General features: G+C 57.2%; 23 protein-coding genes. 12 read left to right on the top strand and 11 right to left on the bottom strand.

Annotated features, from left to right (window positions below; translation table 11 throughout):
• Nucleotides 1-14 precede the first annotated feature (14 nt).
• From ABU178_RS01885 to ABU178_RS01900, 4 genes are read right to left on the bottom strand one after another with little or no spacing between them, the layout of a single operon-like run.
• Entirely contained in the window at nucleotides 15-1,004 is a 990-nt protein-coding gene (locus tag ABU178_RS01885) for an ABC transporter permease (RefSeq protein WP_397211430.1), read from the bottom strand.
• Entirely contained in the window at nucleotides 997-2,502 is a 1,506-nt protein-coding gene (locus ABU178_RS01890) for a sugar ABC transporter ATP-binding protein (protein ID WP_397211432.1), read from the bottom strand. The genes ABU178_RS01885 and ABU178_RS01890 overlap by 8 nt, the downstream gene beginning before the upstream one ends.
• A gap of 2 nt (nucleotides 2,503-2,504) precedes the next feature.
• On the bottom strand, nucleotides 2,505-3,488 hold the full coding sequence (locus ABU178_RS01895; RefSeq protein WP_397211434.1) for a substrate-binding domain-containing protein: 984 nt from the start codon (nucleotides 3,486-3,488) through the stop codon (nucleotides 2,505-2,507).
• A gap of 11 nt (nucleotides 3,489-3,499) precedes the next feature.
• Nucleotides 3,500-4,330 (bottom strand): DeoR/GlpR family DNA-binding transcription regulator, encoded by an 831-nt coding sequence (locus ABU178_RS01900; RefSeq protein WP_397211436.1) that lies wholly within the window; start codon nucleotides 4,328-4,330, stop codon nucleotides 3,500-3,502.
• Between the two features lie 491 nt (nucleotides 4,331-4,821).
• Between ABU178_RS01900 and ABU178_RS01905 the strand changes: the two genes are divergently transcribed.
• Nucleotides 4,822-5,901: a DUF1176 domain-containing protein gene (locus ABU178_RS01905; protein ID WP_397211438.1), complete on the top strand. Its 1,080-nt coding sequence runs from the start codon at nucleotides 4,822-4,824 to the stop codon at nucleotides 5,899-5,901.
• Here the strand turns inward: ABU178_RS01905 and ampH are convergent.
• From ampH to tal, 3 genes are all read right to left on the bottom strand, one after another.
• A complete protein-coding gene (gene ampH, locus ABU178_RS01910) occupies nucleotides 5,898-7,076 on the bottom strand; it encodes a D-alanyl-D-alanine-carboxypeptidase/endopeptidase AmpH (protein ID WP_397211440.1) in 1,179 nt (392 codons plus the stop codon). The two genes, ABU178_RS01905 and ampH, sit on opposite strands and share 4 nt — an antisense overlap.
• Before the next feature lie 146 nt (nucleotides 7,077-7,222).
• Complete coding sequence (tkt, locus tag ABU178_RS01915) at nucleotides 7,223-9,223, bottom strand: transketolase (protein ID WP_397211442.1); 2,001 nt, start codon at nucleotides 9,221-9,223, stop codon at nucleotides 7,223-7,225.
• Between the two features lie 70 nt (nucleotides 9,224-9,293).
• Nucleotides 9,294-10,244: a transaldolase gene (gene tal / locus ABU178_RS01920; protein ID WP_397211444.1), complete on the bottom strand. Its 951-nt coding sequence runs from the start codon at nucleotides 10,242-10,244 to the stop codon at nucleotides 9,294-9,296.
• Nucleotides 10,245-10,667: 423 nt separating this feature from the next.
• Here tal and maeB point away from each other — a divergent pair, with 423 nt between their 5' ends.
• Complete coding sequence (maeB, locus tag ABU178_RS01925) at nucleotides 10,668-12,947, top strand: NADP-dependent oxaloacetate-decarboxylating malate dehydrogenase (RefSeq protein WP_397211446.1); 2,280 nt, start codon at nucleotides 10,668-10,670, stop codon at nucleotides 12,945-12,947.
• 12 nt (nucleotides 12,948-12,959) lie between these two features.
• On the opposite strand, the gene hemF is transcribed toward maeB, so the two are convergent.
• Both hemF and amiA read right to left on the bottom strand, forming a co-directional pair.
• The gene (gene hemF, locus ABU178_RS01930) at nucleotides 12,960-13,868 is read right to left on the bottom strand and encodes an oxygen-dependent coproporphyrinogen oxidase (protein ID WP_397211448.1); all 909 of its coding nucleotides are present in this window, start codon (nucleotides 13,866-13,868) and stop codon (nucleotides 12,960-12,962) included.
• A gap of 34 nt (nucleotides 13,869-13,902) precedes the next feature.
• Nucleotides 13,903-14,772: an N-acetylmuramoyl-L-alanine amidase AmiA gene (gene amiA / locus ABU178_RS01935; protein WP_397211450.1), complete on the bottom strand. Its 870-nt coding sequence runs from the start codon at nucleotides 14,770-14,772 to the stop codon at nucleotides 13,903-13,905.
• A gap of 210 nt (nucleotides 14,773-14,982) precedes the next feature.
• On the opposite strand from amiA, the gene ABU178_RS01940 reads away from it, so the two are divergent.
• From ABU178_RS01940 to ABU178_RS01985, 10 genes are all read left to right on the top strand, one after another.
• Nucleotides 14,983-15,408, top strand: coding sequence for a GNAT family acetyltransferase (locus tag ABU178_RS01940; protein WP_312242415.1), 426 nt, complete (start codon nucleotides 14,983-14,985; stop codon nucleotides 15,406-15,408).
• 24 nt (nucleotides 15,409-15,432) lie between these two features.
• Nucleotides 15,433-15,888 (top strand): DUF2919 family protein, encoded by a 456-nt coding sequence (locus ABU178_RS01945; RefSeq protein WP_397211452.1) that lies wholly within the window; start codon nucleotides 15,433-15,435, stop codon nucleotides 15,886-15,888.
• Nucleotides 15,889-15,951: 63 nt separating this feature from the next.
• The gene (locus tag ABU178_RS01950; RefSeq protein ID WP_397211454.1) at nucleotides 15,952-16,566 is read left to right on the top strand and encodes an RpoE-regulated lipoprotein; all 615 of its coding nucleotides are present in this window, start codon (nucleotides 15,952-15,954) and stop codon (nucleotides 16,564-16,566) included.
• A gap of 285 nt (nucleotides 16,567-16,851) precedes the next feature.
• Nucleotides 16,852-17,868 carry a sulfate ABC transporter substrate-binding protein gene (locus ABU178_RS01955; RefSeq protein WP_397211456.1) on the top strand — a complete coding sequence of 339 codons (1,017 nt, stop codon included), beginning with the start codon at nucleotides 16,852-16,854 and terminating at the stop codon, nucleotides 17,866-17,868.
• Nucleotides 17,868-18,701, top strand: coding sequence for a sulfate/thiosulfate ABC transporter permease CysT (gene cysT, locus ABU178_RS01960; protein ID WP_397211458.1), 834 nt, complete (start codon nucleotides 17,868-17,870; stop codon nucleotides 18,699-18,701). Before ABU178_RS01955 ends, cysT begins: the two co-directional genes overlap by 1 nt.
• A complete protein-coding gene (cysW, locus tag ABU178_RS01965) occupies nucleotides 18,701-19,573 on the top strand; it encodes a sulfate/thiosulfate ABC transporter permease CysW (RefSeq protein ID WP_397211460.1) in 873 nt (290 codons plus the stop codon). Before cysT ends, cysW begins: the two co-directional genes overlap by 1 nt.
• Entirely contained in the window at nucleotides 19,563-20,651 is a 1,089-nt protein-coding gene (cysA, locus tag ABU178_RS01970; RefSeq protein ID WP_397211462.1) for a sulfate/thiosulfate ABC transporter ATP-binding protein CysA, read from the top strand. Before cysW ends, cysA begins: the two co-directional genes overlap by 11 nt.
• 86 nt (nucleotides 20,652-20,737) lie before the next feature.
• Nucleotides 20,738-21,619, top strand: coding sequence for a cysteine synthase CysM (cysM, locus tag ABU178_RS01975; RefSeq protein WP_397211464.1), 882 nt, complete (start codon nucleotides 20,738-20,740; stop codon nucleotides 21,617-21,619).
• 175 nt (nucleotides 21,620-21,794) lie between these two features.
• On the top strand, nucleotides 21,795-22,475 hold the full coding sequence (locus tag ABU178_RS01980) for a response regulator transcription factor (protein WP_397211466.1): 681 nt from the start codon (nucleotides 21,795-21,797) through the stop codon (nucleotides 22,473-22,475).
• A complete protein-coding gene (locus ABU178_RS01985; protein WP_397211468.1) occupies nucleotides 22,472-23,830 on the top strand; it encodes an ATP-binding protein in 1,359 nt (452 codons plus the stop codon). The genes ABU178_RS01980 and ABU178_RS01985 overlap by 4 nt, the downstream gene beginning before the upstream one ends.
• A gap of 49 nt (nucleotides 23,831-23,879) precedes the next feature.
• Here the strand turns inward: ABU178_RS01985 and crr are convergent, their stop codons facing one another.
• Both crr and ptsI read right to left on the bottom strand, forming a co-directional pair.
• Nucleotides 23,880-24,383: a PTS glucose transporter subunit IIA gene (gene crr / locus ABU178_RS01990; protein ID WP_397211470.1), complete on the bottom strand. Its 504-nt coding sequence runs from the start codon at nucleotides 24,381-24,383 to the stop codon at nucleotides 23,880-23,882.
• Between the two features lie 42 nt (nucleotides 24,384-24,425).
• Nucleotides 24,426-26,153, bottom strand: a complete 1,728-nt coding sequence (ptsI, locus tag ABU178_RS01995) for a phosphoenolpyruvate-protein phosphotransferase PtsI (protein ID WP_397211472.1) — start codon at nucleotides 26,151-26,153, stop codon at nucleotides 24,426-24,428.
• Nucleotides 26,154-26,212 lie beyond the last annotated feature (59 nt).

Genomic DNA, 26,212 nt, shown 5'->3' on the forward strand with positions numbered 1-26,212 from the left:
AATCACTCCTCGCGTCAGACAAAGCTGACGTCGGTTTCTTTGCGTTTTTTGTAATGGGTGACGGCAATCGCCACCATGATGACGCTGCCCACCACGATGTTCATGAAGTAGTTAGAGACGCCAATCAGGTTGAGGCCATTCTTCAGAATGGCGATCAGAAAGACTCCCATCAGCGTGCCGCTTACCGTGCCTTTGCCGCCCATCAAACTGGCGCCGCCCAGCACCGTGGCCGCCAGCACGTCCAGCTCGCCGCCCACCAGCGCGTTGGGCACCACTTCGCCCATGCGGTAGACCTGCACCAGCCCGCCAATGGCCGCCATCGCGCCGAGCCAGCCGTAAGCGAAGAGATGGATCAGGCCGACGCGGATGCCGATGCGCCGCGCCGATTCCGCATCGCCGCCCACCGCGTAGAGCTGACGTCCCAGATGAGTTTTATTCAGCAGCAGAGCGGTAAGGCCAGCGATAACCAGCATGGTGAGCAGCGGCAGGCCAAGCTGGAAGCTCTGTCCGTGCAGCTCAAACGGCAGCACGTTGCGCAGGGTGATCCACCAGTCGGGCAGGGCGTAGAGGCTGCGCCCGCCGGTGACCCACATCAGCAGGCCAAACAGCAGCGACTGCATGCTGATGGTGATAATGATCGAGACCACACGCAGCGAAGTGATAAGCAGCGCGTTGATCACGCCGAACAGCGTGCCGCAGGCGATCGCCAGCAGAATGCTGAGCAGGGCGTTGTCGAACTGAAACTGAACGAACAGCGAGGCGATAAGGTATTGCACCACCGAAGCCACGGCGGCAAAGGAGATATCGATGCCGCCAGTCACCAGCACCACAAACAGCCCGAGGGCGAAAATGCCGGTTACTGCGTAGCTTTCCGCCAGATCCAGCAGGTTTTGCAGGGTAAAAAACTGGTCGCTGGCGAGCGAAAAGAACAGGATAAAAGCCAGCAGCACGTAGCTGAGCCAGCCCTGACTGCTGTGCGGACGTAAACGGGAAAAGTCAGGCATTGATCACCTCCGCCAGCTGCTGCTGTTCTACAGAATCGGGTTGGTATTCGGCATGGATAGTGCCGTCGCGGAAGTGCAGGATGCGGTCGCAGTTGTACCAGACCTCCGGCACCTCGTCGGAAATCAGGATGATGGATAAGCCTTCCCGCGCCAGCTCGTGAATCAGCTGGTAGATGCTGGCTTTGGCGCCGACGTCCACGCCCACCGTCGGCGAGTCGAGGATCAGGATGCGCGGCTGCGTCAGCACCCATTTCGCCAGCACAATTTTCTGCTGGTTGCCGCCGGAGAGGGTAGAAATCGCCAGGTTGGGATCGGCCACGCGTACGCCGAGCTGCTGAATCCATTGCAGGATCAGCTTGTTTTTGCGGTATTCGTCAATCAAATGAAAGCGGTTCTGCAACTTGTCGAGAATCGGCAGCACCATGTTGTCCGCCACCGATTGCTGCTGCACCAGGCCCAGTGTCAGGCGATCTTCCGAGACATAGCCGATGCCCGCCTTGATGGCGTCCTCATGGCTGCGAAAGCGCACCGGCTTGCTGTCGAGCCAGATTTTGCCGCTGTCGGGTTTGGTCATGCCGAACAGCGAAAGCGCCAGCTCGGTGCGCCCGGAGCCGAGCAGGCCGCAGAGGCCCAGCACTTCTCCCTCGAACAGACGAAAATTGACGTTCTGGTATTGACCGGCGCGGGAGAGGTTTTCCACCTCCAGCATCACGCGATCCGGGTTGCGCGTCGGTGACTTGAGCTGATAATCCAGCTTCAGGCCGGTCATCAGCTCGGTGAGATGGTGCGGCGTCATATCGCTCGCCGGCCAGCAGCCCATCTTGCGGCCGTCGCGGATCACGGTCACGCGATCGGAGATCTCCAGCACCTCATCCAGACGATGGCTGACAAACACCACGCAGATGTTTTTCTCTTTCAGGTAGCGCACGGTGCGCAGCAGTTGATTCACCTCGGTGCGGGTCAGCGACGCGGTAGGCTCATCCATAATCACCAGCCGGGCATCCGCCACCAGCGCGCGGCAGATGGCGACCTGCTGGCGCTGAGCGATGGAGAGCGCGGCGACCTTTTCGTCGAGATCCAGATCGAAGCGCAGTTCCTCAATAATGCGTTGTGCGGTGGCGCGCAGTTTGCCGGCGCGATGCCAGCCGAGCAGACTCTGCATGTTGTGCTCGAAAGCGATGTTCTCCGCCACGCTCAGATTGGGAAACAGCGAGAGATCCTGATAAATCACCTGGATGCCGAAGTCCCGCGCCTGGCGTGTGGTCAGGCGGGAAAACGTCTGGCCGTCCCCCAGGCGGATTTGACTGCCGCTATCCGGGGCGTGCACCCCGGCGATAACTTTGATTAAGGTGCTCTTGCCACAGCCGTTGGTGCCGGCCAGGCAGTGCACTTCGCCAGCCAGCAGTGTCAGCGAGATATCGCTCAGTGCGCGGTTGCCGCCAAAGGTCTTCGACAGATTGTCGAGGGCAATCAGCGTCTGTGGTTCGACAACTTTCATAGTTACAGTCCCATTTTCACCAGTTTTGGCAGGTTGGTTTTATCCAGGCTTTCGGTGTTGTTGCCGAGGATGGTGTGGTTCTGCTCATCCACTTTGACTTTGCCCAGTCCTTCGATGGTCATGCCATCGGTGATCGGTTGGTTTTTCTGCATCATGTCCGCGATGCGCACAAACACTTCGCCCGCCGTCTGGGGATTCCAGATAAAGCCGCCCTTGATGGCGCCACGATTCACCAGCGACGCGCCCTGACCCGGACTGAAAGCGCCGATCACGCACACCTGATTGGTTTTATTGCGGTTCATCACCGCGCGTCCGGCGCCGATAGGACCCTGGGAGCCAAAGGCCATGATCCCTTTCAGATCGGGGTATTTCGACATCAGCTCATTGGTGGTGCGGATAGAGTCATCCAGCGATTCGCCGACGCCGAATTTGTCGGTCACCAGCTGCATGTTGGGGTAGTGCTGCTTCTGGTAGTCCAGCGCCGCATCGGTCCACTGCTGATGCAGAGGCACCGTCAGGCTGCCGACATACATGGCGTACTGGCCCTGCTCGTGCATACACTGTGCCAGCGCTTTCATGTGGTTGATGCCGTGCGTGGCGGCGTCCACCAGCTCGAAATCCCAGTTGGCATTGGCCTGGCCGGGGGATTCGTGGGTAATCACCTTGATGCCCGCCTCACGCGCCCGTTTCAGCACCGGCTCCAGCACTTTCGGGTCATTGGGCACCACGCCGATGATGTCCACTTTCTGGGCGATAAGGTCTTCGATGGCGCGCACCTGCAGGGCGGGGTCGGCGGCGGTCGGCCCGACCTGCCAGGCGTCGATGCCGCGTTTTGCCGCTTCGCTTTTGATGCCTGCTTCCATGGCATTAAACCAGGGGATGCCGCCGATTTTGACCACGATACCCATGCGCAATTTTTCTGCTGCCTGAGCGTGCGCGGCGGCAAACAGGGCGAGTAAGGAACAGGCGATAAGATGTTTTTTCATAAAAACTCCGTTTAATTTTTTATTAACTGCATTGCCTGGTTGCGCTGTGAACAATCAATAATATTTACGCCGCTCCAGGCCAACTCTTGTTCCAGCTCTTTATCTTTAAGTTGGTCGGTAATCAGAAAATCCACATCGCGGTAATGACAAATACGCGCAAATGAGGGGCGTAAAAATTTACTGGCGTCCATCAGCAGATGTTTTCTTTCTGCGGCCAGGATCATCTGTTGTTTTAAATGGGCGTTATGTTCATTTCCTTCACGTAAATAGCCGTCGTTGCCCAGGCTACTACAGGAAAAAAAGATCTTATTAATCTGAAATTCTTTTAGCGGCTGTTCGGCAATAATGCCGTGGAAATCTTCATAGCGATCGGAATATTCCCCGCCAAGACAGATGGTGCGAACACTGCTGCGCGCCGCCAGGGTTTGCACGATACGCATTGAATTGGTTAATACCGTTAATTCAATGTCCGGCAACTGCCGCGCCAGATACCAACAGGTGGTACTGCTGTCGAGTAATAAACAATCACCCACGCTAATAAAATCGAGCGCCCGTTTGGCAATCGCCATTTTTTCCGCGACATTTTCATTCATCCGCTGGCGAAACGATAATTCATACTCATTTACCCCACGCGTATTTCCCTGCGTGCTGGCGGCCTCTCTTCTTGCCATAACCGCGCCGCCATGACTGCGCTGTAATAAACCGCGTTTTTCCAGCTGGCTTAAATCACGTCGAATGGTTTCCTGTGAAACCTGGCAGAGCGTGACTAATTCCGTCACGATAACCCGGCCATTTAAATTTAATTCATCAATGATCCGCTGCTGACGTTCTATCGGCAACATACTGCCCTCCCGTATAAATAAGGTACTGAATGACGCGTAACAAAAGTGTGCCCTGAGCAGGAGTCCGCAGGGCGATATTTTCACGACGATAACAAGGTGATGCTTTTCAGGTTTTTTATGTAACTCAGAACAGAGCGTACAAATATTTTGTGATGGAATTCACGAAAATAAGGGGTTCAACGCGAGTATTCACGATGATATTTCGCTTTTACTAACATGGGTAACATCACTATAACATGACTGTTTTTGCCCGTTTGTGTGGATTTGACTGAATTGTATCGGCCTGAATTTGTCCGACAAATCCGATTGAGCGGTTCACAGGCGAGCGTGATGATTATGCTCTATGCTTCATCCTTCACGGTATGCCTCAACACCGTATGCTTTTTCAGCAGTTAAATGCGCTTTTCAGCCAAGGTCACAGATTCATTCCGATCTTACCGCTGCGATTGCGCTATCATTTCTGCTCTATAAATTTGAGGATCCGTTTTTTAATGTCGTACTGGACGAAATCGCTGCTGTTAATGCCTTTTCTCTCTGTTGCCTGCGCCCATGCTGAGCCACTGCAAAAGTCATTTTCTGACTGGCAGGTGACCTGCAACAATGCAGCTTACTGCGTGGCACGCAACATTCCCGGCGACAACGGCCTGGTAATGACCCTTTCACGACATGCGGGCATCGACGATCGTCCCTTGCTGCGTATCGACTACGGCAGCGCCTGGAGCGGAGAGCTGCCCGGCGGCGCGCTGCGGGATAATCTGCTGATCGATCAACGACGGCTGAAACCCGATCTCAAACACTGGGTGGTTGAACCCCACCATCTTGCTACCAGTAACGCCATCGCCATCGACGAATTTCTCTCGCTGGTGATGGATGCTGATAACCTGCAGCTGACCTTTCATCCGCAGGCGATGATTTCGCTGCACGGCCTGAAAGCGGCGCTGCTGCTGATGGATGAACTTCAGGGCAGGGTGAATGGCATGAGCGCCTGGGTGAAGCGCGGCGATCGCGCGGTCTGGGATGTGCCGCCGCCGCCAGCCTTGCCGCGTCCGGCGCCGCCCGACGTCGCGCCGACGCCGCTGACGCGGGACGAGACCAGCGGCCTGATCGATTTTGGTACCTGGCGCGTGAATGCGGAAAACTGTTCGCTGGACCCGATGCGCCGCGAAGTGAGCGTGGCGCCGCTCACCAACAGCAAAGCGCTGCTGCTGATCGGCTGCGAAATGGGCGCTTATAACGTGATCGACCTGGCGTTCGAAGTGACGCGCAGCCAGCCCTATGTGGCGCGCGGGATGTCATTGACGTTGCCCTTCACGCCGCCATCGCGCAGCGACCGGCAGCTTGAGTTGATTAATGCGGATTATGATGCCGCCAGCGGTCAGCTCTATACCTTTAATAAAGGACGCGGGCTGGGCGACTGCGGTTCAGCTTCGCGCTGGCAGTTTAACGGCACGCAGTTTGAACTGGCGGAGTATGCCGAGGAATCGACCTGCGACGGCTGGCACAGCAGCGAAGACTGGCCCACCCTGTGGGTGAGCCAGCCGGTAAAAGCGGCTGTGACGGCGTCACATTAACGCATCGCCTGAATCATCATTGGCGAACCGCTTTCATTACCCGCCAGCTCCGCCAGCAGATCGTTAACGCCGTCGCTCATCGCCGTGAAGCGAGTCAGTGCAGAACGCGTAACCACCACAAATACCCCGATATTCTGCTGCGGCACCATCGCCATATAGGTAATGAAGCCGCCGCCGCCGCCGGTTTTCTGAATAATGCCGGGATGGCCGTTTTTCGGTGCCATATAGACCCAGCCCATGCCGAGTGCGTCCGCTTTGCCCGGCACATCCATTCCTTCTAATTTTGTCAGCTGGTCGCGACGATAGATCAGAGTTTGCAGACGATCCGCCTGGGCGCTGCGTGGACTCACCGCCGAGCTGAGAAACTGCTGCATCCAGCGCCCCATATCATCCGGCGTAGAATAGACACCGCCGCTGCCGATGGCGGCCAGGGTGTTGTTACAGGGACTGGCCCCTTTTTCCGCCACCATCAGGCGGTCACACTGTTCCGGCGAGGGAGTGAAGGTAGTGTCTTTCATTCCCAGCGGACGGGTGATTAACTGCTGAAACAGCGCGGGGTAAGGCGTGCCCGCCGCACGCGACAGCGCATCGGCCAGCAGGTCATAACCCAGGTTCGAGTAGGAGGCGCGCACGCCTGGCGGCACCGTGATTCTGGCGCGCTCAAGCCATTGCCAACGCTCGTTGCGCGAGGGCCAGACAAACACCGGACGATGCGGCTGCCCGCCGGGCTGCTCACGCGGCAGTCCGCTGGTATGGGTAGAAAGATTAATCAGGCGAATGGGTTGTCCGCCGTAAGCAGGCACCGTGACGCCCGGCGGCGCATATTTGCTCAGTGGATCCTTGAGACTAATCTGGCCTTTTTCCGCCATTTTCACCATCACTTCGCTGGTCATCAGCTTGCTGAGCGAGGCAATACGGATCAGGGAATCTTTTTGGGGCCGCACATTGTTGCCGGGTCGCGTCTCGCCAAAGCTGGTAAAGACGCGCTGGTTGCCGTCGATAGCGACCATCGCCATGCCGACCGCGCCGCTGCCATAGAAAATATGTTCGGCATAGCGATCAACGATTTGTGACGCAAGCAGCGGATCGGGGGCGATAGGCGCGATCTGCGCCATGCTTGTTAATGGCAACAGCGCAACCGTTAAGGCCAGTCGCCAGAATATATGCTTTTTCAACAGAAGAGGGTCCGCAATCTGAAACGTGAGAAAATCTATAGTAATGAGTTTGCGTCAGACGGGAAGAGGGCGGCAGGAATTTTTTTCTGTTTTATGCTGAGGGTGAAACAAGACCCTTTCTGCGACAGCAGAAAGGGTCAAAAACATTAATGCGGCTTGAGTAAGGTTTCCGCATGGCTGACGATATTTTCTACCGTGAAGCCAAATTCCGCGAAGAGTTTATCCGCAGGCGCAGATTCGCCGAAGGTGGTCATGCCGACGATCGCCCCGTCCAGACCGACATATTTGTACCAGTATTCGGCAATGCCCGCTTCGACCGCGACGCGCGCTTTTACCGTGGAGGGCAGCACCGACTCGCGGTACGCCACTTCCTGCTTGTCAAAGATGTCGGTACAGGGCAGCGAGACCACGCGCACGCGATGACCGTTGCGGCTCAGTTTCTCCGCCGCGCCGAGGGTAATCTCCATCTCTGAACCGGTCGCGATCAGAATCACTTCCGGCGTGCCTTCGCAATCCTTCAGCACATAACCGCCGCGGGCAATATTATCCATCTGCGCTTTGCTGCGCTCCGGCTGCGCCAGGTTCTGACGCGACAGAATCAGCGCGGTAGGACCGTGGTGACGTTCAATCGCCGCTTTCCAGGCCACGGCGGTTTCAACCTGATCGCACGGACGCCAGACGCTCATGTTCGGCGTGATACGCAGGCTGGCGAGCTGCTCAACCGGCTGGTGCGTCGGACCATCTTCGCCCAGACCGATGGAGTCATGGGTATAGACCAGGATCTGACGCGCCTTCATCAGCGCTGCCATACGCGCGGCGTTACGCGCATATTCCACGAACATCAGGAAGGTGGCGGTATACGGCACAAAGCCGCCGTGATGCGCGATGCCGTTGGCGATGGCAGTCATACCAAATTCGCGTACACCGTAGTGAATGTAGTTACCGGCAGGATCTTCTTTGATCGGCTTCGAACCGGACCAGATAGTCAGGTTACTGGGCGCCAGGTCAGCAGAGCCGCCAAGGAACTCCGGCAGCAGCTTACCGTAGGCTTCCAGTGAGTTCTGCGACGCCTTACGGCTGGCGATCTTTTGCGGGTTAGCCTGCAGTTGTTCGATAAACTTCTGCGTTTCCGCTTCCCAGTTGGTCGGCATTCCGCCGCTCATACGACGCAGATACTCCTGCGCCAGCTCCGGGAACGCTTCCTTATAGGCCGCCAGCTTCTCGTTCCAGGCCTTCTCGCGCTCAGCACCGCTCTCTTTCGCATCCCACTGCTGATAGATATCAGCCGGAATTTCAAACGGCGGATAGTTCCAGCCCAGCTGCTTACGCGTCAGGGCCACTTCTTCCTCGCCGAGGGCTGCGCCGTGCGCTTCCTCTTTGCCCGCTTTGTTCGGCGAGCCGAAGCCGATAACCGTCCGGCAGATAATCAGCGAAGGTTTATCCGTCACGCTCTGTGCTTCTTTGATGGCGTTCGCCACCGCCTGCGCATCGTGTCCGTCGATTTCGCCGACGACATGCCAGTTATAGGCTTCAAAGCGTTTATGGGTATCGTCGGTAAACCAGCCTTCGGTTTCACCGTCGATAGAGATTCCGTTGTGGTCGTAGAAGCCGATCAGCTTGCCCAGCCCCAGCGTACCCGCCAGCGAGCAGACCTCATGGGAGATCCCCTCCATCAGACAGCCGTCGCCCATAAAGACGTAAGTGTGATGATCAACGATATCGTGGCCGGGACGGTTAAACTGCGCCGCCAGCGTGCGCTCGGCAATTGCCAGCCCCACCGCGTTCGCCAGACCCTGGCCCAGCGGGCCGGTGGTGGTTTCCACGCCGGGGGTATAGCCGATTTCCGGGTGGCCCGGTGTTTTGGAGTGCAGCTGACGGAAATTTTTGATCTCTTCAATCGGCAGGTCGTAGCCGGTAAGGTGCAGCAGGCTGTAGAGCAGCATCGAGCCGTGACCGTTAGAGAGGATAAAGCGGTCGCGGTCGGCCCAGGCCGGATTGGTTGGATTGTGCTTCAGGAAATCACGCCATAACACTTCGGCGATATCCGCCATGCCCATCGGCGCACCGGGGTGGCCTGATTTTGCTTTTTGTACTGCGTCCATGCTCAGCGCACGTATCGCATTCGCCAACTCTCTGCGTGAAGACATAGTTTTCTCCCTTCATATTGGAGATAAGCGGGCGGGAACAGGCCCGCCCGACGTAAAAAAGTGGAGTGAATTACAGTTTGGCAGCCAGCACATCTTCCAGCTTCTGCTGGTCAACGGCGAACTGGCGGATGCCGTCGGCGAGTTTCTCTACCGCCATCGGATCCTGGTTGTGCTCCCAGCGGAACTCCGCTTCGCTAAGCGGCGACGGCTGGTGGAAGCCCTCGGTTGACGGCTCCAGTTTGCGTTCTACCGGCGCATCGCTGGACTGTAGTTCTTCCAACAGATTTGGCGAGAGCGTCAGGCGATCGCAGCCAGCCAGCGCCAGAATCTGCTCAACCTTACGGAAGCTGGCGCCCATGATGACGGTTTCGTAACGGTGCTTTTTGTAGTAGTCATAGATGCGACGCACGGACTTCACGCCCGGATCTTCATCCGCCACATAGGGTTCCATCGGTTTGCGGCTGTTGTACCAGTCGTAGATACGGCCCACAAACGGCGAAATCAGGAATACGCCCGCTTCGGCGCAGGCGCGCGCCTGGGCAAAAGAGAACAGCAGCGTCAGGTTGCAGTTAATGCCGTTTTTCTCCAGCTCTTCCGCTGCGCGAATGCCTTCCCAGGTGGAGGCGAGCTTGATCAGAATACGGGAGCGGTCGATGCCGTTCTCTTCATACAGACGCACCAGCTTTTCCGCTTTGGTCACGCACATGCCACGATCGAAGGAGAGGCGAGCATCCACTTCGGTCGAAACACGACCCGGCACGCTTTTCAAAATTTCCATACCGAGGTTAATCGCCACTTTGTCGCTGGCGTTGATAATCTGCGTTTCTTTGCTGCCGCCCTGTTTTTTCGCGTATTCGATAGCGTCATCAATCAGATGGTTGTAGGCGTCGAGACCGGCAGCTTTGAGGATAAGAGAGGGGTTGGTCGTGGCGTCTTCAGGGTGATAATGGCGAATGGATTCGATATCGCCACTGTCCGCCACCACGGTGGTGAACTGTTTTAATGCGTCTAGCTGGTTCATCTCTGGACTCCTTGATAAGCAATCGATAAGGCAAAAAGGCTTGCACCTCAGTCGTGTAGGGTTATTTCACGCCGTTTGCGTCAGACACAGGACAAACACATTGCAACAGCCGCTTCTCTATGAAAATGCGTTTTCTCTGATTGTTGCGCTGGAGATGTTTGAGCGACCGTCGATTGCGGCGCCTGTGCCGCCTCCTTGCGCAAGCGAAGAAGGCGAGAGAGCGGCAGAGCCAATGTTGCGGTGTAAACGACCCTGAGATGCGCCTTGTGCCATCACTAAGCATAGCAGCTCAGCAAAAAGGCGTAGCTGCCGCTGTGGCAATCTGTGCCCCTTTGAAACGGCGTTCTTTGACCTTGTTCACCTCCGTCATGCCGGGCGAGTTTTATACTGGGGCGTGATTACCACGCCAACAAAGGAAGCCCCATGGACGATCAACTCAAGCAGAGCGCGCTCGACTTTCATCAGTATCCCACGCCCGGAAAGATTCAGGTTTCGCCGACCAAGCCTCTCGCAACCCAGCGCGATCTGGCGCTGGCCTACTCGCCGGGCGTGGCCGCGCCCTGTCTGGAGATTGCCGCGGATCCGCTGGCCGCGCACAAATATACCGCACGCGGCAATCTGGTGGCGGTGATCTCCAACGGCACGGCGGTGTTGGGGTTAGGCAATATCGGCGCGCTGGCGGGCAAGCCGGTGATGGAAGGCAAAGGGGTGTTGTTCAAGAAGTTCGCTGGCATTGATGTGTTCGATATTGAAATCGATGAGCAGGACCCGGACCGGCTGATCGAGGTGATCGCCGCGCTGGAACCTACCTTCGGCGGCATTAACCTGGAAGATATCAAAGCGCCGGAGTGCTTCTATATAGAGAAGCGACTGCGCGAGCGCATGAACATTCCGGTGTTCCATGACGATCAGCACGGCACCGCCATTATCTGTACTGCTGCGGTTCTGAACGGCCTGCGCGTGGTGAACAAGACGATTTCTGACGTGCGGCTGGTGGTATCGGGGGCTGGCGCATCGGCCATTGCCTGTATGAATCTGTTAGTGGCGCTCGGCATGGCGAAGCACAACATCGTGGTGTGCGACTCGAAGGGGGTGATTTACCGTGGTCGCGAAGAGCGGATGGCGGAAACCAAGGCCGCCTATGCCATTGAGGATAACGGCAAGCGCACGCTGGGCGAGGTGATCGCTGATGCCGATATTTTTCTCGGCTGTTCCGGTCCTGGCGTGCTGACGCCAGAGATGGTGAAGGAAATGGCGCCGGATCCGCTGATTCTGGCGCTGGCGAACCCGGAGCCGGAGATTATGCCGCCGCTGGCGAAAGCGGTGCGGCCTGACGCCATTATCTGTACCGGCCGCTCCGACTTTCCCAATCAGGTTAACAACGTGCTCTGCTTTCCCTTTATTTTCCGCGGCGCGTTGGATGTCGGCGCGACGGCGATTAACGAGGCGATGAAGCTCGCCGCCGTGGAAGCCATCGCCGCGCTGGCGCAGGCAGAGCAGAGCGATGTGGTGGCGTCCGCCTATGACGATCAGGAGCTGAGCTTCGGGCCGGATTACCTTATTCCGAAACCTTTCGATCCAAGGCTGATCGTGCAGATTGCCCCGGCGGTGGCGAGAGCGGCAATGGAATCGGGCGTCGCCACCCGGCCCATTACGGATTTTGACGCCTATCGTGAGCGGCTGACCGAATATGTCTACAAAACCAATCTGTTTATGAAGCCAATCTTCTCCCAGGCGCGCAAAGCGCCGAAGCGCGTGGTGTTGGCGGAAGGGGAGGAGGCGCGCGTGCTGCACGCTACCCAGGAGCTGATCTCGCTCGGGCTGGCGAAGCCGATTCTGATTGGCCGCCCGAGCGTGATTGAGATGCGTCTCAAGAAGCAGGGGCTGAAAATCGAGGCGGGAAAAGATTTCGACGTGGTGAACAACGAGTCCGATCCGCGCTTCAAAGCCTACTGGAACGAATATTACCAGCTGACCAAACGGCGCGGCGTCACGCCGGAGCAGGCGCAGCGCGCGGTGATCGGCAACCCCACGCTGATTGGTGCCATTATGGTTCACCGTGGCGAGGCCGATGCGCTGATTTGCGGGACGGTAGGCGACTACCGCGAGCATTATGACGTGGTGGAAAAGGTGTTTGGTTTCCGGGACGACATGAAGGTGGCGGGGGCGATGAACGCGCTGCTGCTGCCGAGCGGCAACACCTTTATCGCCGATACCTATGTAAATGAAGATCCCACGCCAGAGCAGCTGGCGGATATCACCCTGATGGCGGCGGAAACCGTGCGCCGTTTCGGCATCGAACCCAAGGTGGCGCTGCTGTCGCACTCCAGCTTCGGCTCGTCAAACGCTCCCGGCGCGCGCAAAATGCGCGACGCGCTGGCGTTGATTCAGCAGCGGGCGCCGGAACTGGAGATCGATGGCGAAATGCATGGCGATGCGGCGCTGCATGAGAGCATCCGTCGTGAACTGATGCCCGACAGTCCGCTGAAAGGCACGGCCAACCTGTTGATCATGCCGAACGTAGAGGCGGCGCGCATCAGCTATAACCTGCTGCGCGTCTCCTGTTCCGAAGGCGTTACCGTCGGGCCGGTGCTGATGGGCATCAGCAAACCGGTGCATGTGCTGACGCGCGTCGCCTCGGTGCGACGCATTGTTAACATGGTGGCGCTGGCGGTCGTGGAAGCGCAGACGCAGCCGCTATAAGCGGCTGCACACTCAAATCCAGGCTTTCACCGGCAGGAAATCGCTGTAAAGCGCCGCTTCCGGCGAGCCTGGCTCAGGCTGGTAATCATATTCCCAGCGCACCAGCGGCGGCATCGACATCAAAATTGATTCGGTGCGGCCGCCGGTCTGTAAGCCAAACAGCGTGCCGCGATCCCACACCAGATTGAACTCCACGTAGCGCCCGCGACGGTAGAGCTGGAACTGGCGCTCACGCTCGCCCCAGGCATGGTCTTTGCGGCGCGCCACAATCGGCAGGTAAGCGTCGAGATAACCTTTGCCCACTGCCTGCATAAAGGCAAAGCAATGATCGAAATCAGGCGTATTGAGATCGTCAAAAAACAGTCCGCCGATGCCGCGCTGTTCGTCACGATGCTTCAGGTAGAAGTAGTCATCGCACCACTTTTTATAGCGCGGATAAACATCGTCGCCAAAGCACTGGCAGAGATCGAACGCCGTCTGATGCCAGTGCACCGCATCCTCTTCGAAGCCGTAGTAGGGCGTCATATCGAAACCGCCGCCAAACCACCAAACCGGATCGGCCCCTGGCTTTTCAGCAATAAAAAAGCGTACGTTGGCGTGGCTGGTGGGCACATAAGGATTTTCGGGATGGATCACCAGCGAGACGCCCATCGCTTCAAAGCTGCGTCCCGCCAGCTCAGGACGATGCGCGGTAGCCGAGGCGGGCATCTGGTCGCCATGCACATGGGAGAAGTTCACGCCTGCCTGCTCAAAAATTGCGCCGTTGCGCAGCACGCGGCTGCGTCCGCCGCCGCCGCCGGGACGCTGCCAGCTATCCTCGGCAAAGCGCGCTCCGCCATCTGCGGCGGCCAGCTGTTCACAAATGGTGTCCTGTAGCGCCAGCAAAAACGCTTTGACGCGGGAAATATCGGGAGTGCTCATGACTGCTCCTGCGAAGAATTTTCCGCGATTATACCTAACCTGGCCGCCGATTGTGACGATCGTACTCATCGAAATAGTTGACGATGCCGTCAGCAATGGCGGAGGCGATTTTATGACGAAACGCGCTGGTGCCCAGCAGCTGCTCTTCACGCGGGTTGGTAATAAAAGAGGTTTCCACCAGCACCGACGGAATCGAGGGGGATTTCAGCACGGCAAACGCTGCCTGTTCGGTATGCTGGCTGTGCAGATGATGCACCGGGCGGATCTGATCGAGCACATGTTTGCCCAGCGTCAGGCTGTTTTTAATGGTATCAGTTTGTACCAGGTCGAACAGGATCTGCTGCAGGTAGTGATCTTTCTCAGCGACCTTTACGCCACCTACTTCGTCCGCCGCGTTCTCCCTCTCGGAGAGGTAGCGCGCCATGGTGCTGCTGGCGCCGCGATTGGAGAGGGCGAACACCGAGGCGCCGTTGGCTTCCGGGCTGGTAAAGCCGTCGGCGTGAATCGACATAAACAGGTTTGCGCCATGCTGATGGGCGATCTCTACGCGCTGATAAAGCGGAATAAAATGGTCACTGTCGCGCGTCAGACGCACTTCGATCCGCGGATGATCCTGCAACAGCTGGCGTACGCTATCCGCAATCGCCAGAACGATATGCTTCTCTTCCGATCCCTCTTCGCCTACCGCGCCGGAATCGATGCCGCCGTGGCCGGGATCGATCATCACAATTTTTTTACCGTTGCTCGCCGGGGCCGCCGGGCGGCTGCGACCTGAGGAGAGACGCAGATCGGCATTCTCCTCTTTTGCCTGAATCGCGCGGGGCGACAGAATGGCAAGGGCAAGGCCGGAGAGCAGAAGCTGTCGACGATTGGTCAACCGCTTGAGTAACGCGATTTTTTTCATATGCAGGTCCCGAACAGAGAAGCGTGCCGAGTGTTATATCGTAACACCTGGCCGTCCGCGACCCCGGAACCATTTCAGAGCTTTACTTTCTATTTCAGGTCGCTAACAGAAAAATCGTCGCTTTTTTCTTTCAGACGCCGAATCCAGGGTTGCACCCTGAAAAGAATGCGTGATAATCAGCGAATTGTGCTTAACCGCTGGGTAACGATGATGGAAATTCGTGTTTTCCGCCAGGAAGATTTTGAAGAGGTGATCACGCTCTGGGAGCGTTGCGATCTGCTACGGCCATGGAACGATCCGGAAATGGATATCGAACGTAAGCTGAACCACGATCCCGATCTCTTCCTGGTTGCGGTGGTGGGCGGCGAAATCGTCGGCACGCTGATGGGCGGTTACGATGGCCATCGCGGTTCGGTCTACTACCTGGGCGTGCATCCCGACTATCGCGGACGCGGCTTCGCGAATGCGCTGATGAACCGGCTGGAGAAAAAGCTGATTGCGCGCGGCTGCCCGAAAATCAATCTGATGATACGTGAAGAGAATGACGCTGTGCTCGGCTTCTATGAAAAGCTCGATTATGAAATTGGCGATTCGGTGGTGATGGGCAAGCGGCTGATTGAAGATCGTGAATATTAATTATTCAGCTGTCTGCCTCCGCCCATGATCCTGAAATATCTCCCCGACGACTACGATGCCAAAGGGCAGCTGCGTTTGCCGCTGCTCTTTTGGCTTATCCTGCTGCTCCAGGCGCGTACCTGGCTGCTGTTGCTGATGGCGGGCGCTTCCCGGCAGCAGGGCAACGATCTGCTGGCGCTGTTTTATCCCGACCGGCAGAGCTTCTGGCTCGGGCTGGCGCTCGGCGTCCCGGCGGCGCTCGGGCTGCTGCTCACCGGCTACCGTCAGCGCTGGCCGCGCCTTTGGCAGGCCTGGCGCGGCGTACTGAGCCTGTCGCTACTGATTAATCTGCTCTGGCAGGGCGTTCAGCTGTTTCAGGGCGATATGCAGGCGTCGCCGCTGCCGCTGCTGCTCAGCCTGTTCGATCTGCTGGCGCTTATCTGGTTACAGCTTAATGCGCGTCTGCGTGACTGTTTTTTGCCGGATCAGAATCACAGCTAAACTTTTTGCTGCTTTGCGACTCCAACCTGATTCGCAATTTGCACTTCGTTAACAGGAGTTTCCATGAAAGCTGTTCGTCCCGCGATTCTTATCGCCGCCATGTTGCTGGCTGGCTGCGCCAGTTCCGGTTCCGGCACCGCAAACCAGGGCAGCTGGTGGAATCCCTTCAGTAAGATTTCATGGTCGGCGATGGCCCCCTGGAACTGGTTCGGCTCCTCGCTGGATGTCACGGAGCAGGGGGTTGGCGGCCTGAGCAGCAGCACCGCCATGACGCAGCAGGCGATTGATGACGGACTGAACGGCGACTATAAGCTGCGCCAGGGCATGCGCGGGCAAAATGGTCAGGTGATCACTTTCTGGCAGGCGCTGGATGACGATCAGGTCAAGCTGGTGATTTACGGTCAGAGCAGCGTGGAGCGCATCGAAGTCATGGACCGCGCCATCGCCAGCGCCAACGGTCCCCGTCTCGGCAGCCAGTTCAGCGATACCTTCAGCAAAGCCTTTAACCACTGTCAAAAAGCCACAGGCATGGATAACAGCGACGTGGAGTGTAAAGCGCCCGGCAGCCAGCATATCCGCTACGTCTACAGCGGCGCATGGCATGGACCGGACGGCCTGATGCCGTCGGACGATACGCTGAAAAGCTGGACGCTCAGCAAAATTATCTGGCAGCGTTAATCTCCAAAAAAGCTGCGACGCTTTTCCCTCTCGCCGTCAGTGGAAAAACCGCTGGCGCTGTAAGCACTGACAGGCAGGTTTATGTCTGCCTGTTTGCCCACTCAGACGGCCCGTGGCGCGGGCTTTCCGTTAATGCCGTATTCCGCATAACCTCTGCCGCAAGCTTATGCTTTTTTCGACTTTGAAATCATCAAACGATATATAAAACCGTTACAGCTTTTCCCTGAGTTATAAATAAACTGGTCGTACGGCTGGCGTGTGCCGGATCAATTTTCAGGGTGCTGAATGACCTTTCCAACGATAAAAAAGATCGTAAGCGGTGTGGCGCTCTCGCTGACGTTGGCGAGCGCGGCGCAGGCGACTGAACTGCTGAATAGCTCGTATGACGTGTCGCGCGAGCTGTTCGTTGCCCTGAACGCGCCATTTGAAAAACAGTGGGATGCCAGCCATCCGGGCGACAAGCTCACCATCAAACAGTCACATGCTGGTTCCTCCAAACAGGCGCTGGCGATCCTGCAGGGACTGCGCGCCGACGTGGTGACCTATAACCAGGTGACCGACGTGCAGGTTCTGCACGACAAGGGACATATGATCCCCGCCGACTGGCAGGCGCGCCTGCCGAACAACAGCTCGCCGTTTTACTCCACCATGGCGTTTCTGGTGCGTAAAGGTAACCCGAAAAAGATTCATGACTGGGCGGATTTAACGCGCGGCGACGTCAAGCTGATTTTCCCCAACCCGAAAACCTCCGGTAACGCCCGTTACACTTATCTGGCTGCCTGGGGCGCAGCGGACAAAGCGGACGGCGGCGACAAGGCGAAAACCGAGGCCTTTATGACGCAGTTCCTGAAAAACGTCGAGGTGTTTGATACCGGCGGCCGCGGCGCCACCACCACCTTTGTGGAACGCGGTCTGGGTGACGTGCTGATTAGCTTTGAATCGGAAGTGAATAATATCCGTAATCAGTACGGTAAAGACGATTACGAAGTGATTGTGCCGAAAACCAATATTCTTGCCGAGTTCCCTGTGGCCTGGGTCGACAAGAATGTCGAGCACAACGGCACCACTGACGCGGCCAAAGCTTATCTGAACTATCTCTATACGCCGGACGCGCAGAAAATCATTACGGATTTTTACTATCGTGTGAACAACCCGCAGCTGATGACAGAGCAAAAAGCGCGTTTTCCGCAGACCAACCTGTTCCGCGTGGAAGAGGCTTTTGGCGGCTGGGATAACGCGATGAAAACGCATTTCGCCAGCGGCGGTGAACTGGACAAATTACTCGCAGCGGGGCGTGGTTAATGTTTGCGGCAAGCCATAAACGCGTTCTGCCCGGCTTTGGTCTGAGCCTCGGCACCAGCCTGCTGTTTACCTGCCTGATCCTGCTGCTGCCGATCAGCGCGTTGCTGATGCAGTTGTCCAACATGACCCTGACGCAGTACTGGGAGGTGATCACCAACCCGCAGCTGATTGCCGCCTATAAAGTGACGCTGCTCTCGGCGGGCGTCGCCTCGCTGTTTAACGCGGTGTTCGGCATGCTGATGGCGTGGATTTTGACGCGCTATCGCTTTCCTGGCCGCGTGCTGCTGGATGGCCTGATGGATTTGCCGTTCGCGCTGCCTACCGCCGTGGCGGGCCTGACGCTGGCCGGGCTGTTTTCCGTCAGCGGCTGGTATGGTCAGTGGCTGGCGCATTTTGATATCAAAGTTTCCTATACCTGGCTCGGCATTGCGGTGGCGATGGCCTTTACCAGCATCCCGTTTGTGGTGCGTACCGTGCAACCGGTGCTGGAAGAGTTAGGGCCTGAATATGAAGAGGCAGCGCAAACCCTGGGCGCGACACCCTGGCAGAGCTTCCGCCGCGTGGTGCTGCCGGAAGTGGCGCCGGCGCTGCTGGCCGGAACCGCGCTCTCGTTTACCCGCAGCCTCGGCGAATTTGGCGCGGTGATCTTTATCGCCGGCAATATCGCCTGGAAAACGGAAGTAACGTCGCTGATGATTTTTGTCCGTCTGCAGGAATTTGATTACCCGGCCGCCAGCGCCATCGCCTCGGTGATCCTTGCCGCCTCGCTGCTGCTGCTGTTCGCGATTAATACCCTGCAAAGCCGCTTTGGCCGCCGCCTGGGAGGTCACTGATGGCTGAGGTATCGCAACTCAACGTTGAGCGTCAGCCGTTCAACTGGGGCAAATGGCTGCTGATCGGCACCGGTGCGCTGATCTCCATTCTGCTGCTGGTGGTGCCGATGATATCGATCTTCTGGGAAGCGCTCTATAAAGGCCTGGGCGTCACCTTCAGCAACCTGATCGATCCCGATATGCTGCACGCCATCTGGCTGACGATTCTGGTAGCGCTGATTACCGTACCGGTTAACCTGGTGTTCGGTACGCTGCTTGCCTGGCTGGTGACGCGCTTCACCTTTCCCGGACGGCAGCTGCTGCTGACGCTGTTTGATATTCCGTTCGCCGTGTCGCCGGTGGTTGCCGGTCTGATGTATCTGCTGTTCTGGGGCGTGAACGGCCCGGCAGGCGGCTGGCTGGATGCGCATAACATTCAGCTGATGTTCTCCTGGCCCGGCATGACGCTGGCGACTATTTTCGTCACCTGTCCCTTTGTGGTGCGCGAGCTGGTGCCGGTGATGCTCAGTCAGGGCAGCAATGAAGATGAAGCCGCCGTGCTGCTGGGCGCGTCGGGCTGGCAGATGTTCCGCCGCGTGACGCTGCCGAATATTCGCTGGGCGCTGCTCTACGGCGTAGTACTGACCAACGCCCGCGCCATCGGCGAGTTTGGCGCGGTGTCGGTGGTTTCAGGATCGATCCGCGGCGAAACCTATACTTTGCCGCTTCAGGTTGAATTACTCCATCAGGATTACAACACTGTGGGCGCGTTTACCGCCGCCGCGCTGCTGACCCTGATGGCGATTGTCACACTGTTTCTGAAAAGCATTGTGCAGTGGCGTTTGGAGAATCAGCATAAACGTCTGCAACAGGAGGAAAATCATGAGCATTGAGATTAACCAGATCAACAAAGCCTTTGGCCGTACCCGGGTGTTGAACGACATCTCTCTGGATATTTCTTCTGGGCAGATGGTAGCGCTGCTTGGGCCATCCGGCTCAGGAAAAACCACGCTGCTGCGCATTATCGCCGGGCTGGAGCATCAGAACAGCGGCCGGATCCTGTTCAACGGCAAGGATGTCAGCCGCGTGCATGCGCGCGATCGCCAGGTCGGCTTTGTGTTCCAGCATTATGCGCTGTTTCGCCATATGACGGTGTTCGACAACATCGCTTTTGGCCTGACGGTGCTGCCGCGTCGCGAACGTCCCTCTACCGCGGAAATCCAACAGCGCGTGACGCGCCTGCTGGAAATGGTGCAGCTGGCGCATCTCGCCAACCGCTATCCGGCACAACTCTCCGGCGGTCAGAGACAGCGTGTGGCGCTGGCGCGTGCCCTGGCGGTGGAACCGCAGATTCTGCTGCTTGATGAGCCGTTCGGCGCGCTGGACGCGCAGGTGCGTAAAGAGCTGCGCCGCTGGCTGCGTCAGCTACATGAAGAGCTGAAATTCACCAGCGTCTTTGTTACTCACGATCAGGAAGAGGCGATGGAAGTCGCCGACAGTGTGGTGGTGATGAGTCAGGGCAATATCGAGCAGGTTGGCGCACCCGACGAGGTGTGGCGCGATCCGGCTACCCGCTTTGTGCTGGAATTCCTCGGCGAAGTTAACCGCTTTGACGGCGAAGTGCACGGCTCGCAGTTCCACGTCGGCGCTCATCGCTGGCCGCTCGGCTATACGCCGGCGCATCAGGGCGCAGTGGAACTTTTCCTGCGGCCGTGGGAGGTTGACGTCAGCCGCCAGAGCAGTCTGGAAACGCCGCTGCCGGTGCAGGTGCTGGAAGTGAGTCCGCGCGGCCATTTCTGGCAGCTGGTGGCGCAGCCGTCAGGCTGGCAGGGTGAGCCGATTACTATTGTGTTCGAAGGCGACCAGACGGCGCCGATTCGCGGCGAACGGCTGTTTGTCGGCCTGCAACAGGCGCGTCTCTATCATGGCGCAACGCCGCTGCGCGCGGTTGCCTTTGCCGAAAGCGCCTGATATTTTGACGAGGCGATAAGCATCTCTTCGGGCGGGACTTTTCCCGCCCGACTTTTTTGCGCCTTTTCTTACCGGGAACAGATACCGTGACGACTCTGGAACAGACCATCGGCAATACTCCGCTGATTAAACTGCAGCGCCTGACACCCGCCAACGGCAGCGAAGTCTGGCTGAAGCTGGAAGGAAATAATCCTGCCGGATCGGTAAAGGATCGCGCCGCGTATTCGATGATCCAGCAGGCGGAGCTGCGTGGCGATATTCAGCCAGGCGATCTGCTGATCGAAGCAACCAGCGGCAATACCGGCATTGCGCTGGCGATGATCGCAGCGATGAAAGGCTATCCGTTAAGGCTGCTGATGCCGGAGAACATGAGCCAGGAGCGGCAGGCGGCGATGCGCGCCTACGGCGCCGAGCTGGTGCTGGTCAGCCGCGAGCAGGGGATGGAAGGCGCACGCGATCTGGCGCAGGCGATGGCTGCCCGTGGCGAGGGCAAACTTCTCGATCAGTTCAATAATCCCGATAATCCTCTTGGCCATTATCGCACTACCGGGCCGGAAATCTGGCAGCAGTCGCACGGACGTTTAACTCACTTCGTCTCCAGCATGGGCACCACCGGCACCATTACCGGCGTGGGGCGCTATCTGAAAGAGCAGGATGCACGGGTACGGATTATCGGGCTGCAGCCCAGCGAGGGCAGCAGCATTCCAGGCATTCGTCGCTGGCCTGCGGCTTATCTGCCGGGCATTTTCCGTCCCGAACTGGTAGATGAGATCATGGATATGTCGCAGCAGGAAGCGGAAAACACCATGCGTGCGCTGGCGCAGCGCGAAGGCATTTTCTGCGGCGTCAGCTCCGGCGGGGCAGTGGCGGGCGCGTTACGCGTCGCGCAGGCCCAGCCCGGCAGCATAGTGGTTGCGATCGTCTGTGACCGGGGCGATCGCTATCTCTCGACCGGCGTCTACGGCTAAGCCTTTTTCCCACAGATTATCTGGCCTGTGCTCGCCTTTATGGTGATCGCAGGCCATTTTTGTTTATAGTCACCTGAATAATTGTCTGAGGCCGGGTCTGTAAGGATCGCGTAAAACCTGCTGCACGCAACGCGCGCTCAGGACAAAATAGCGACAATTTACATGAGAGATAAAGATGAAAATTCTGCTTGTTGATGACGATCTGGAGCTGGGCACCATGCTGAGCCAGTACCTGATCACGGAAGGCTTTGATGCACAGCTGGTACTGAACGGCACGGCGGGCGTGGAAGGCGCGCTTTCCGGCAATTATACCGCCATGATTCTGGATATTATGTTGCCGGACATGAGCGGCATTGACGTGCTGCGCCAGGTGCGCCAGAGCAGCCGCATCCCGGTGATTATGCTGACGGCGAAGGGCGATAACATCGATCGCGTCATTGGTCTTGAGATGGGCGCGGATGATTATGTGCCGAAGCCGTGCTACCCGCGCGAACTGGTGGCGCGCCTGCGTGCGGTGCTGCGCCGGTTTGAAGAGCAGGCGCCGCTGCCGGACAAAAAAGAGCTGCTGCGCTGGGGCGAGCTGACGCTTAATCCCGCCACGCGCATCACCGAGTGGCAGGGTAAAGCCTTTGACCTGACTGCATCAGAGTTTAACCTGCTCGATCTGCTGATGCGCGCGCCCGATCGCGTGGTATCCAAAGATGAGCTGTCGGAGAAGGGGCTTGGCCGCCCGCGTGAAGCCTATGACCGCAGCGTGGATGTGCATATCAGCAATATCCGCCAGAAGCTGGCCGCCCTGACCGCTGACAGCGTAAATATCGAAACCGTGCGCAGTATCGGCTATCGCATTCGATGAAACACAGCTATCGCGGACGGATGTTCTGGAAGATCCTGCTGGGGTTCTGGCTGGTATTTGTGATTATCAGCCAGCTGCTGTGGCTGGGCTTTTCCTTTATCGGAAATCGCCATGAACCGCCGGAAATCGTGGCGATACGGCGCATCGTCAATCTGCAAATGGCTTCCGCGGGATCGGTGCTGGAGCGGGGCGGTCCAGCTTCGCTGGAAGATATGCTGGCGGACTGGGAACCCAACGATCGCCAGTTCTTTTCTGTGATCCAGCATGACAAGCCGCTGAAAGAGGTCAACGCGCCGCCGCAGAATTTTAACCCGCCTTTCCAGGGGAAATTTCCCGATGTGATTGTGCGCTGGGTAAAAGGCGCCGATGGCAAAACCTATGAGCTGCGTTATGACGTGAAGGGCCTGCGTGCAGACAGCTCGATGGGCATGGAAGAGCGACGCCATTTTCTTAATATTCCTGAACCGATGTTTGTTTTCGCTGGTTCGGTAGGATTGCTGTTCAGCCTGCTGCTCGCCTGGAACCTGACGCGGCCGATGCGCCAGCTGCGTGAAGGCTTTGCCCGCGTCTCCAATGGCGATCTCTCGGTGCGGCTTTTCCCGGTGATGCGCAGGCGACACGATGAATTGTCGATCGTGGCGCAGGAATTTGACGCCATGGTCGAGCGGCTGGGCGTACTGGTTCGCGCACGCGAAGAATTGTTGCATGATATCTCTCATGAATTGCGCTCGCCGCTGGCGCGCTTGCAGCTTGCCACCGGACTGGCGAGGCAGACGCCTGAAACGGTAGAGGCCTCGCTCGATCGCATCGATGAGGAGGCGCGTCGGCTCGATAAGATGATTGGCGAGCTGCTGACCCTGTCGCGGGCGGAACATGAAAGCATGCCGGATGAGCAATATTTCGATCTGACCGGGCTGGTGGAAGCGGTAGTCACCGATGTGCGCTATGAGGCACAAATCCCTGGCGTGCTGATCGATTTTGAGACGGATGACGACACAGACTACACCGTGCGCGGCAATGCGGAGCTGATCCGGCGCGGCGTTGAAAATGTGCTGCGTAACGCGCTGCGTTTCTCGCTGCCGGGACATCATATCCGTGTGCGCCTGAAACATGAAAGCCGCTGGCTGGCGATAAGCATTTGCGATCAGGGGCCGGGTGTGGATGAGGATAAGCTTTCCAGCATTTTCGATCCCTTTGTGCGCGTCAATACGCCGCTGCTGGGCAAAGGCTACGGGCTCGGCCTTTCCATTGTACGCAAGGTGGTGTTAGCGCATCACGGCGAGGTGCAGGCGGTGAATCGCGCCGAAGGCGGGCTGGAGTTGACGATACGGCTGCCACACTGGCAGTCAACATAAGCGCCAACAAAAACGGCACCCGTGGGTGCCGTTTTTTTACTGTCCGGTATTACTTCTTGATGCGAATAACCGGCGTTTCCCCAACGGTGACCTGACCCGTTAATTTGATCAAATCTTTGATCTCATCCATGTTTGAGATCACAACCGGGGTTAAGGTTGATTTTGCTTTCTCTTCCAGCAACGGCAGATCAAATTCGATTACCACATCGCCTTTTTTGACCTTCTGGCCCTCTTCAGCGATGCGTTTGAAGCCTTCACCTTTCAATTCAACCGTGTCGATACCGAAGTGAACAAACAGCTCAATGCCGTTATCGGACTCGATTGAAAATGCATGATTGGTTTCGAAAATTTTCCCGATGGTGCCATCAACCGGTGCAACCATTTTGTTGCCGCTTGGTTTGATGGCGATTCCGTCACCTACGATTTTCTCTGCAAACACGACATCTGGTACGTCTTCAATATTCACGATTTCGCCTGACAGAGGCGCAACGATGTCAATTGTTCCGGACGCGCTCTCTGTTTTGTCGCCAAAAAGTTTAGAAAACAAACCCATGATCTTCTCCTAAGCAGTAATTTTGGGCCAGCGTCTCGCGGATCAGCAGAGTGTTTTTTCTTTAATGAATTTATTGACTAAATTCATTAAATCTTCCGCTGTGGGTTGAGCCAGAGCCTGCTCCGCCAATGCCTTCGCATCTTCAAAATTGGTGTTACGTATAATTTTCTTGATGCTCGGGATTGAAATCGCACTCATGCTGAATTCGTCCAGCCCCATTCCCAATAACAGTAGTGTAGCACGTTCGTCACCTGCCAGCTCACCACACATGCCGGTCCACTTACCTTCGGCGTGAGAAGCATCGATAACCTGCTTGATCAGACCCAGTACAGAGGGCGTCATCGGGTTATAAAGGTGCGAAATCAAATCATTACCACGATCCACCGCCAGAGTATACTGCGTCAGGTCGTTTGTCCCAATACTAAAGAAATCGACTTCTTTCGCCAGATGGCGCGCGATAACCGCGGAAGCTGGAGTTTCCACCATAATGCCCACTTCAATGGTCTCATCAAAGGCTTTGCCCTCTTCACGCAGCTGAGCTTTCAGAATTTCCAGCTCGTGTTTCAGGCTGCGTACTTCTTCCACAGAAATGATCATCGGGAACATAATGCGCAGCTTGCCGAACGCCGAGGCGCGCAGGATAGCGCGCAGCTGGGCGTGCAGAATTTCTTTGCGATCCATAGCGATACGGATGGCGCGCCAGCCGAGGAACGGGTTTTCTTCTTTCGGCAGGTTCATGTACGGCAGGTCTTTGTCGCCGCCGATATCCATGGTACGCACGATAACCGCCTGCGAGCCCATCGCTTCCGCAACAGCTTTATAGGCCAGGAACTGCTCTTCTTCCGTTGGCAGCGAGTCGCGATCCATAAACAGGAATTCTGTACGGTAGAGGCCGACGCCTTCTGCGCCGTTACGCTCCGCGCCGGCGATATCGCGCACGGTGCCGATGTTGGCGCAGACTTCAACCTGATGGCCGTCCAGCGTCACGGCCGGCAGATCTTTCAGCTTCGCCAGCTCATGTTTGTCTGACAGATACTGAGTCTGCACGGCTTTCAGCTCTTCCACCACTTCAGTGCCAGGATTGACGAAAACCTGGTTGTTCACGCCGTCGAGGATCAGGAAATCGCCGTTTTTAATGCTGGTGGTGACGTTGCCGGTGCCGACGATGGCAGGCAGTTCCAGCGAACGCGCCATGATCGAGGTGTGCGAGGTGCGGCCGCCCAGATCGGTGATAAAGCCCAGCACTTTTTTCAGATTAAGCTGTGCGGTTTCCGACGGCGTCAGATCCTTCGCCACCAGAATGGATTCATCCTGAATAGCGCTCAGGTCGACAATATGCAGGCCGAGAATGTTCTGCAGCAGACGTTTACCGATATCGCGTACGTCAGCGGCGCGCTCTTTCAGATATTCGTCGTCCAGCTCTTCCAGCGCCTTTGCCTGGCCATCGATCACTGAGTTAGCCGCTGCATCCGCAGAAGCGTGCTCTTTCTTGATCAGGTCGATGATTTCCTGCTCCAGCTCTTCATCTTCCAGCAACATAATGTGGCCTTCGAAGATCGCTGCTTTTTCTTCACCTAAGGTCTCACCGGCTTTGACTCTGATGGCCTCAAGCTGTGCAGCCGCTTTGCTGCGACCATCCAGAAAGCGCTGTACTTCCTGCTCAACCTGATCGTCAGAAATCTTTTTGCGGTTGATGACGATTTCATCTTCTTTCAGCAGCAGTGCCTTGCCGAAAGCGATACCTGGTGACGCTAAAATGCCTGAAATCATAACCCTACCTTTTTATCACGATGGCTCATTGACCCGATGCGTTGCCATTTTTCTGGAAA

The organism is Pantoea osteomyelitidis (genome assembly GCF_044342975.1).
Classification (GTDB): domain Bacteria; phylum Pseudomonadota; class Gammaproteobacteria; order Enterobacterales; family Enterobacteriaceae; genus Pantoea; species Pantoea osteomyelitidis.

Coding starts and splice junctions, on each gene's coding strand:
- ABU178_RS01885 (WP_397211430.1), bottom strand. CDS start 1,004: ATGCCTGACTTTTCCCGTTTACGTCCGCACAGCAGTCAGGGCTGGCTC.
- ABU178_RS01890 (WP_397211432.1), bottom strand. CDS start 2,502: ATGAAAGTTGTCGAACCACAGACGCTGATTGCCCTCGACAATCTGTCG.
- ABU178_RS01895 (WP_397211434.1), bottom strand. CDS start 3,488: ATGAAAAAACATCTTATCGCCTGTTCCTTACTCGCCCTGTTTGCCGCC.
- ABU178_RS01900 (WP_397211436.1), bottom strand. CDS start 4,330: ATGTTGCCGATAGAACGTCAGCAGCGGATCATTGATGAATTAAATTTA.
- ABU178_RS01905 (WP_397211438.1), top strand. CDS start 4,822: ATGTCGTACTGGACGAAATCGCTGCTGTTAATGCCTTTTCTCTCTGTT.
- tkt (WP_397211442.1), bottom strand. CDS start 9,223: ATGTCTTCACGCAGAGAGTTGGCGAATGCGATACGTGCGCTGAGCATG.
- tal (WP_397211444.1), bottom strand. CDS start 10,244: ATGAACCAGCTAGACGCATTAAAACAGTTCACCACCGTGGTGGCGGAC.
- maeB (WP_397211446.1), top strand. CDS start 10,668: ATGGACGATCAACTCAAGCAGAGCGCGCTCGACTTTCATCAGTATCCC.
- hemF (WP_397211448.1), bottom strand. CDS start 13,868: ATGAGCACTCCCGATATTTCCCGCGTCAAAGCGTTTTTGCTGGCGCTA.
- amiA (WP_397211450.1), bottom strand. CDS start 14,772: ATGAAAAAAATCGCGTTACTCAAGCGGTTGACCAATCGTCGACAGCTT.
- ABU178_RS01940 (WP_312242415.1), top strand. CDS start 14,983: ATGGAAATTCGTGTTTTCCGCCAGGAAGATTTTGAAGAGGTGATCACG.
- ABU178_RS01945 (WP_397211452.1), top strand. CDS start 15,433: ATGATCCTGAAATATCTCCCCGACGACTACGATGCCAAAGGGCAGCTG.
- ABU178_RS01950 (WP_397211454.1), top strand. CDS start 15,952: ATGAAAGCTGTTCGTCCCGCGATTCTTATCGCCGCCATGTTGCTGGCT.
- ABU178_RS01955 (WP_397211456.1), top strand. CDS start 16,852: ATGACCTTTCCAACGATAAAAAAGATCGTAAGCGGTGTGGCGCTCTCG.
- cysT (WP_397211458.1), top strand. CDS start 17,868: ATGTTTGCGGCAAGCCATAAACGCGTTCTGCCCGGCTTTGGTCTGAGC.
- cysW (WP_397211460.1), top strand. CDS start 18,701: ATGGCTGAGGTATCGCAACTCAACGTTGAGCGTCAGCCGTTCAACTGG.
- cysA (WP_397211462.1), top strand. CDS start 19,563: ATGAGCATTGAGATTAACCAGATCAACAAAGCCTTTGGCCGTACCCGG.
- ABU178_RS01980 (WP_397211466.1), top strand. CDS start 21,795: ATGAAAATTCTGCTTGTTGATGACGATCTGGAGCTGGGCACCATGCTG.
- ABU178_RS01985 (WP_397211468.1), top strand. CDS start 22,472: ATGAAACACAGCTATCGCGGACGGATGTTCTGGAAGATCCTGCTGGGG.
- crr (WP_397211470.1), bottom strand. CDS start 24,383: ATGGGTTTGTTTTCTAAACTTTTTGGCGACAAAACAGAGAGCGCGTCC.
- ptsI (WP_397211472.1), bottom strand. CDS start 26,153: ATGATTTCAGGCATTTTAGCGTCACCAGGTATCGCTTTCGGCAAGGCA.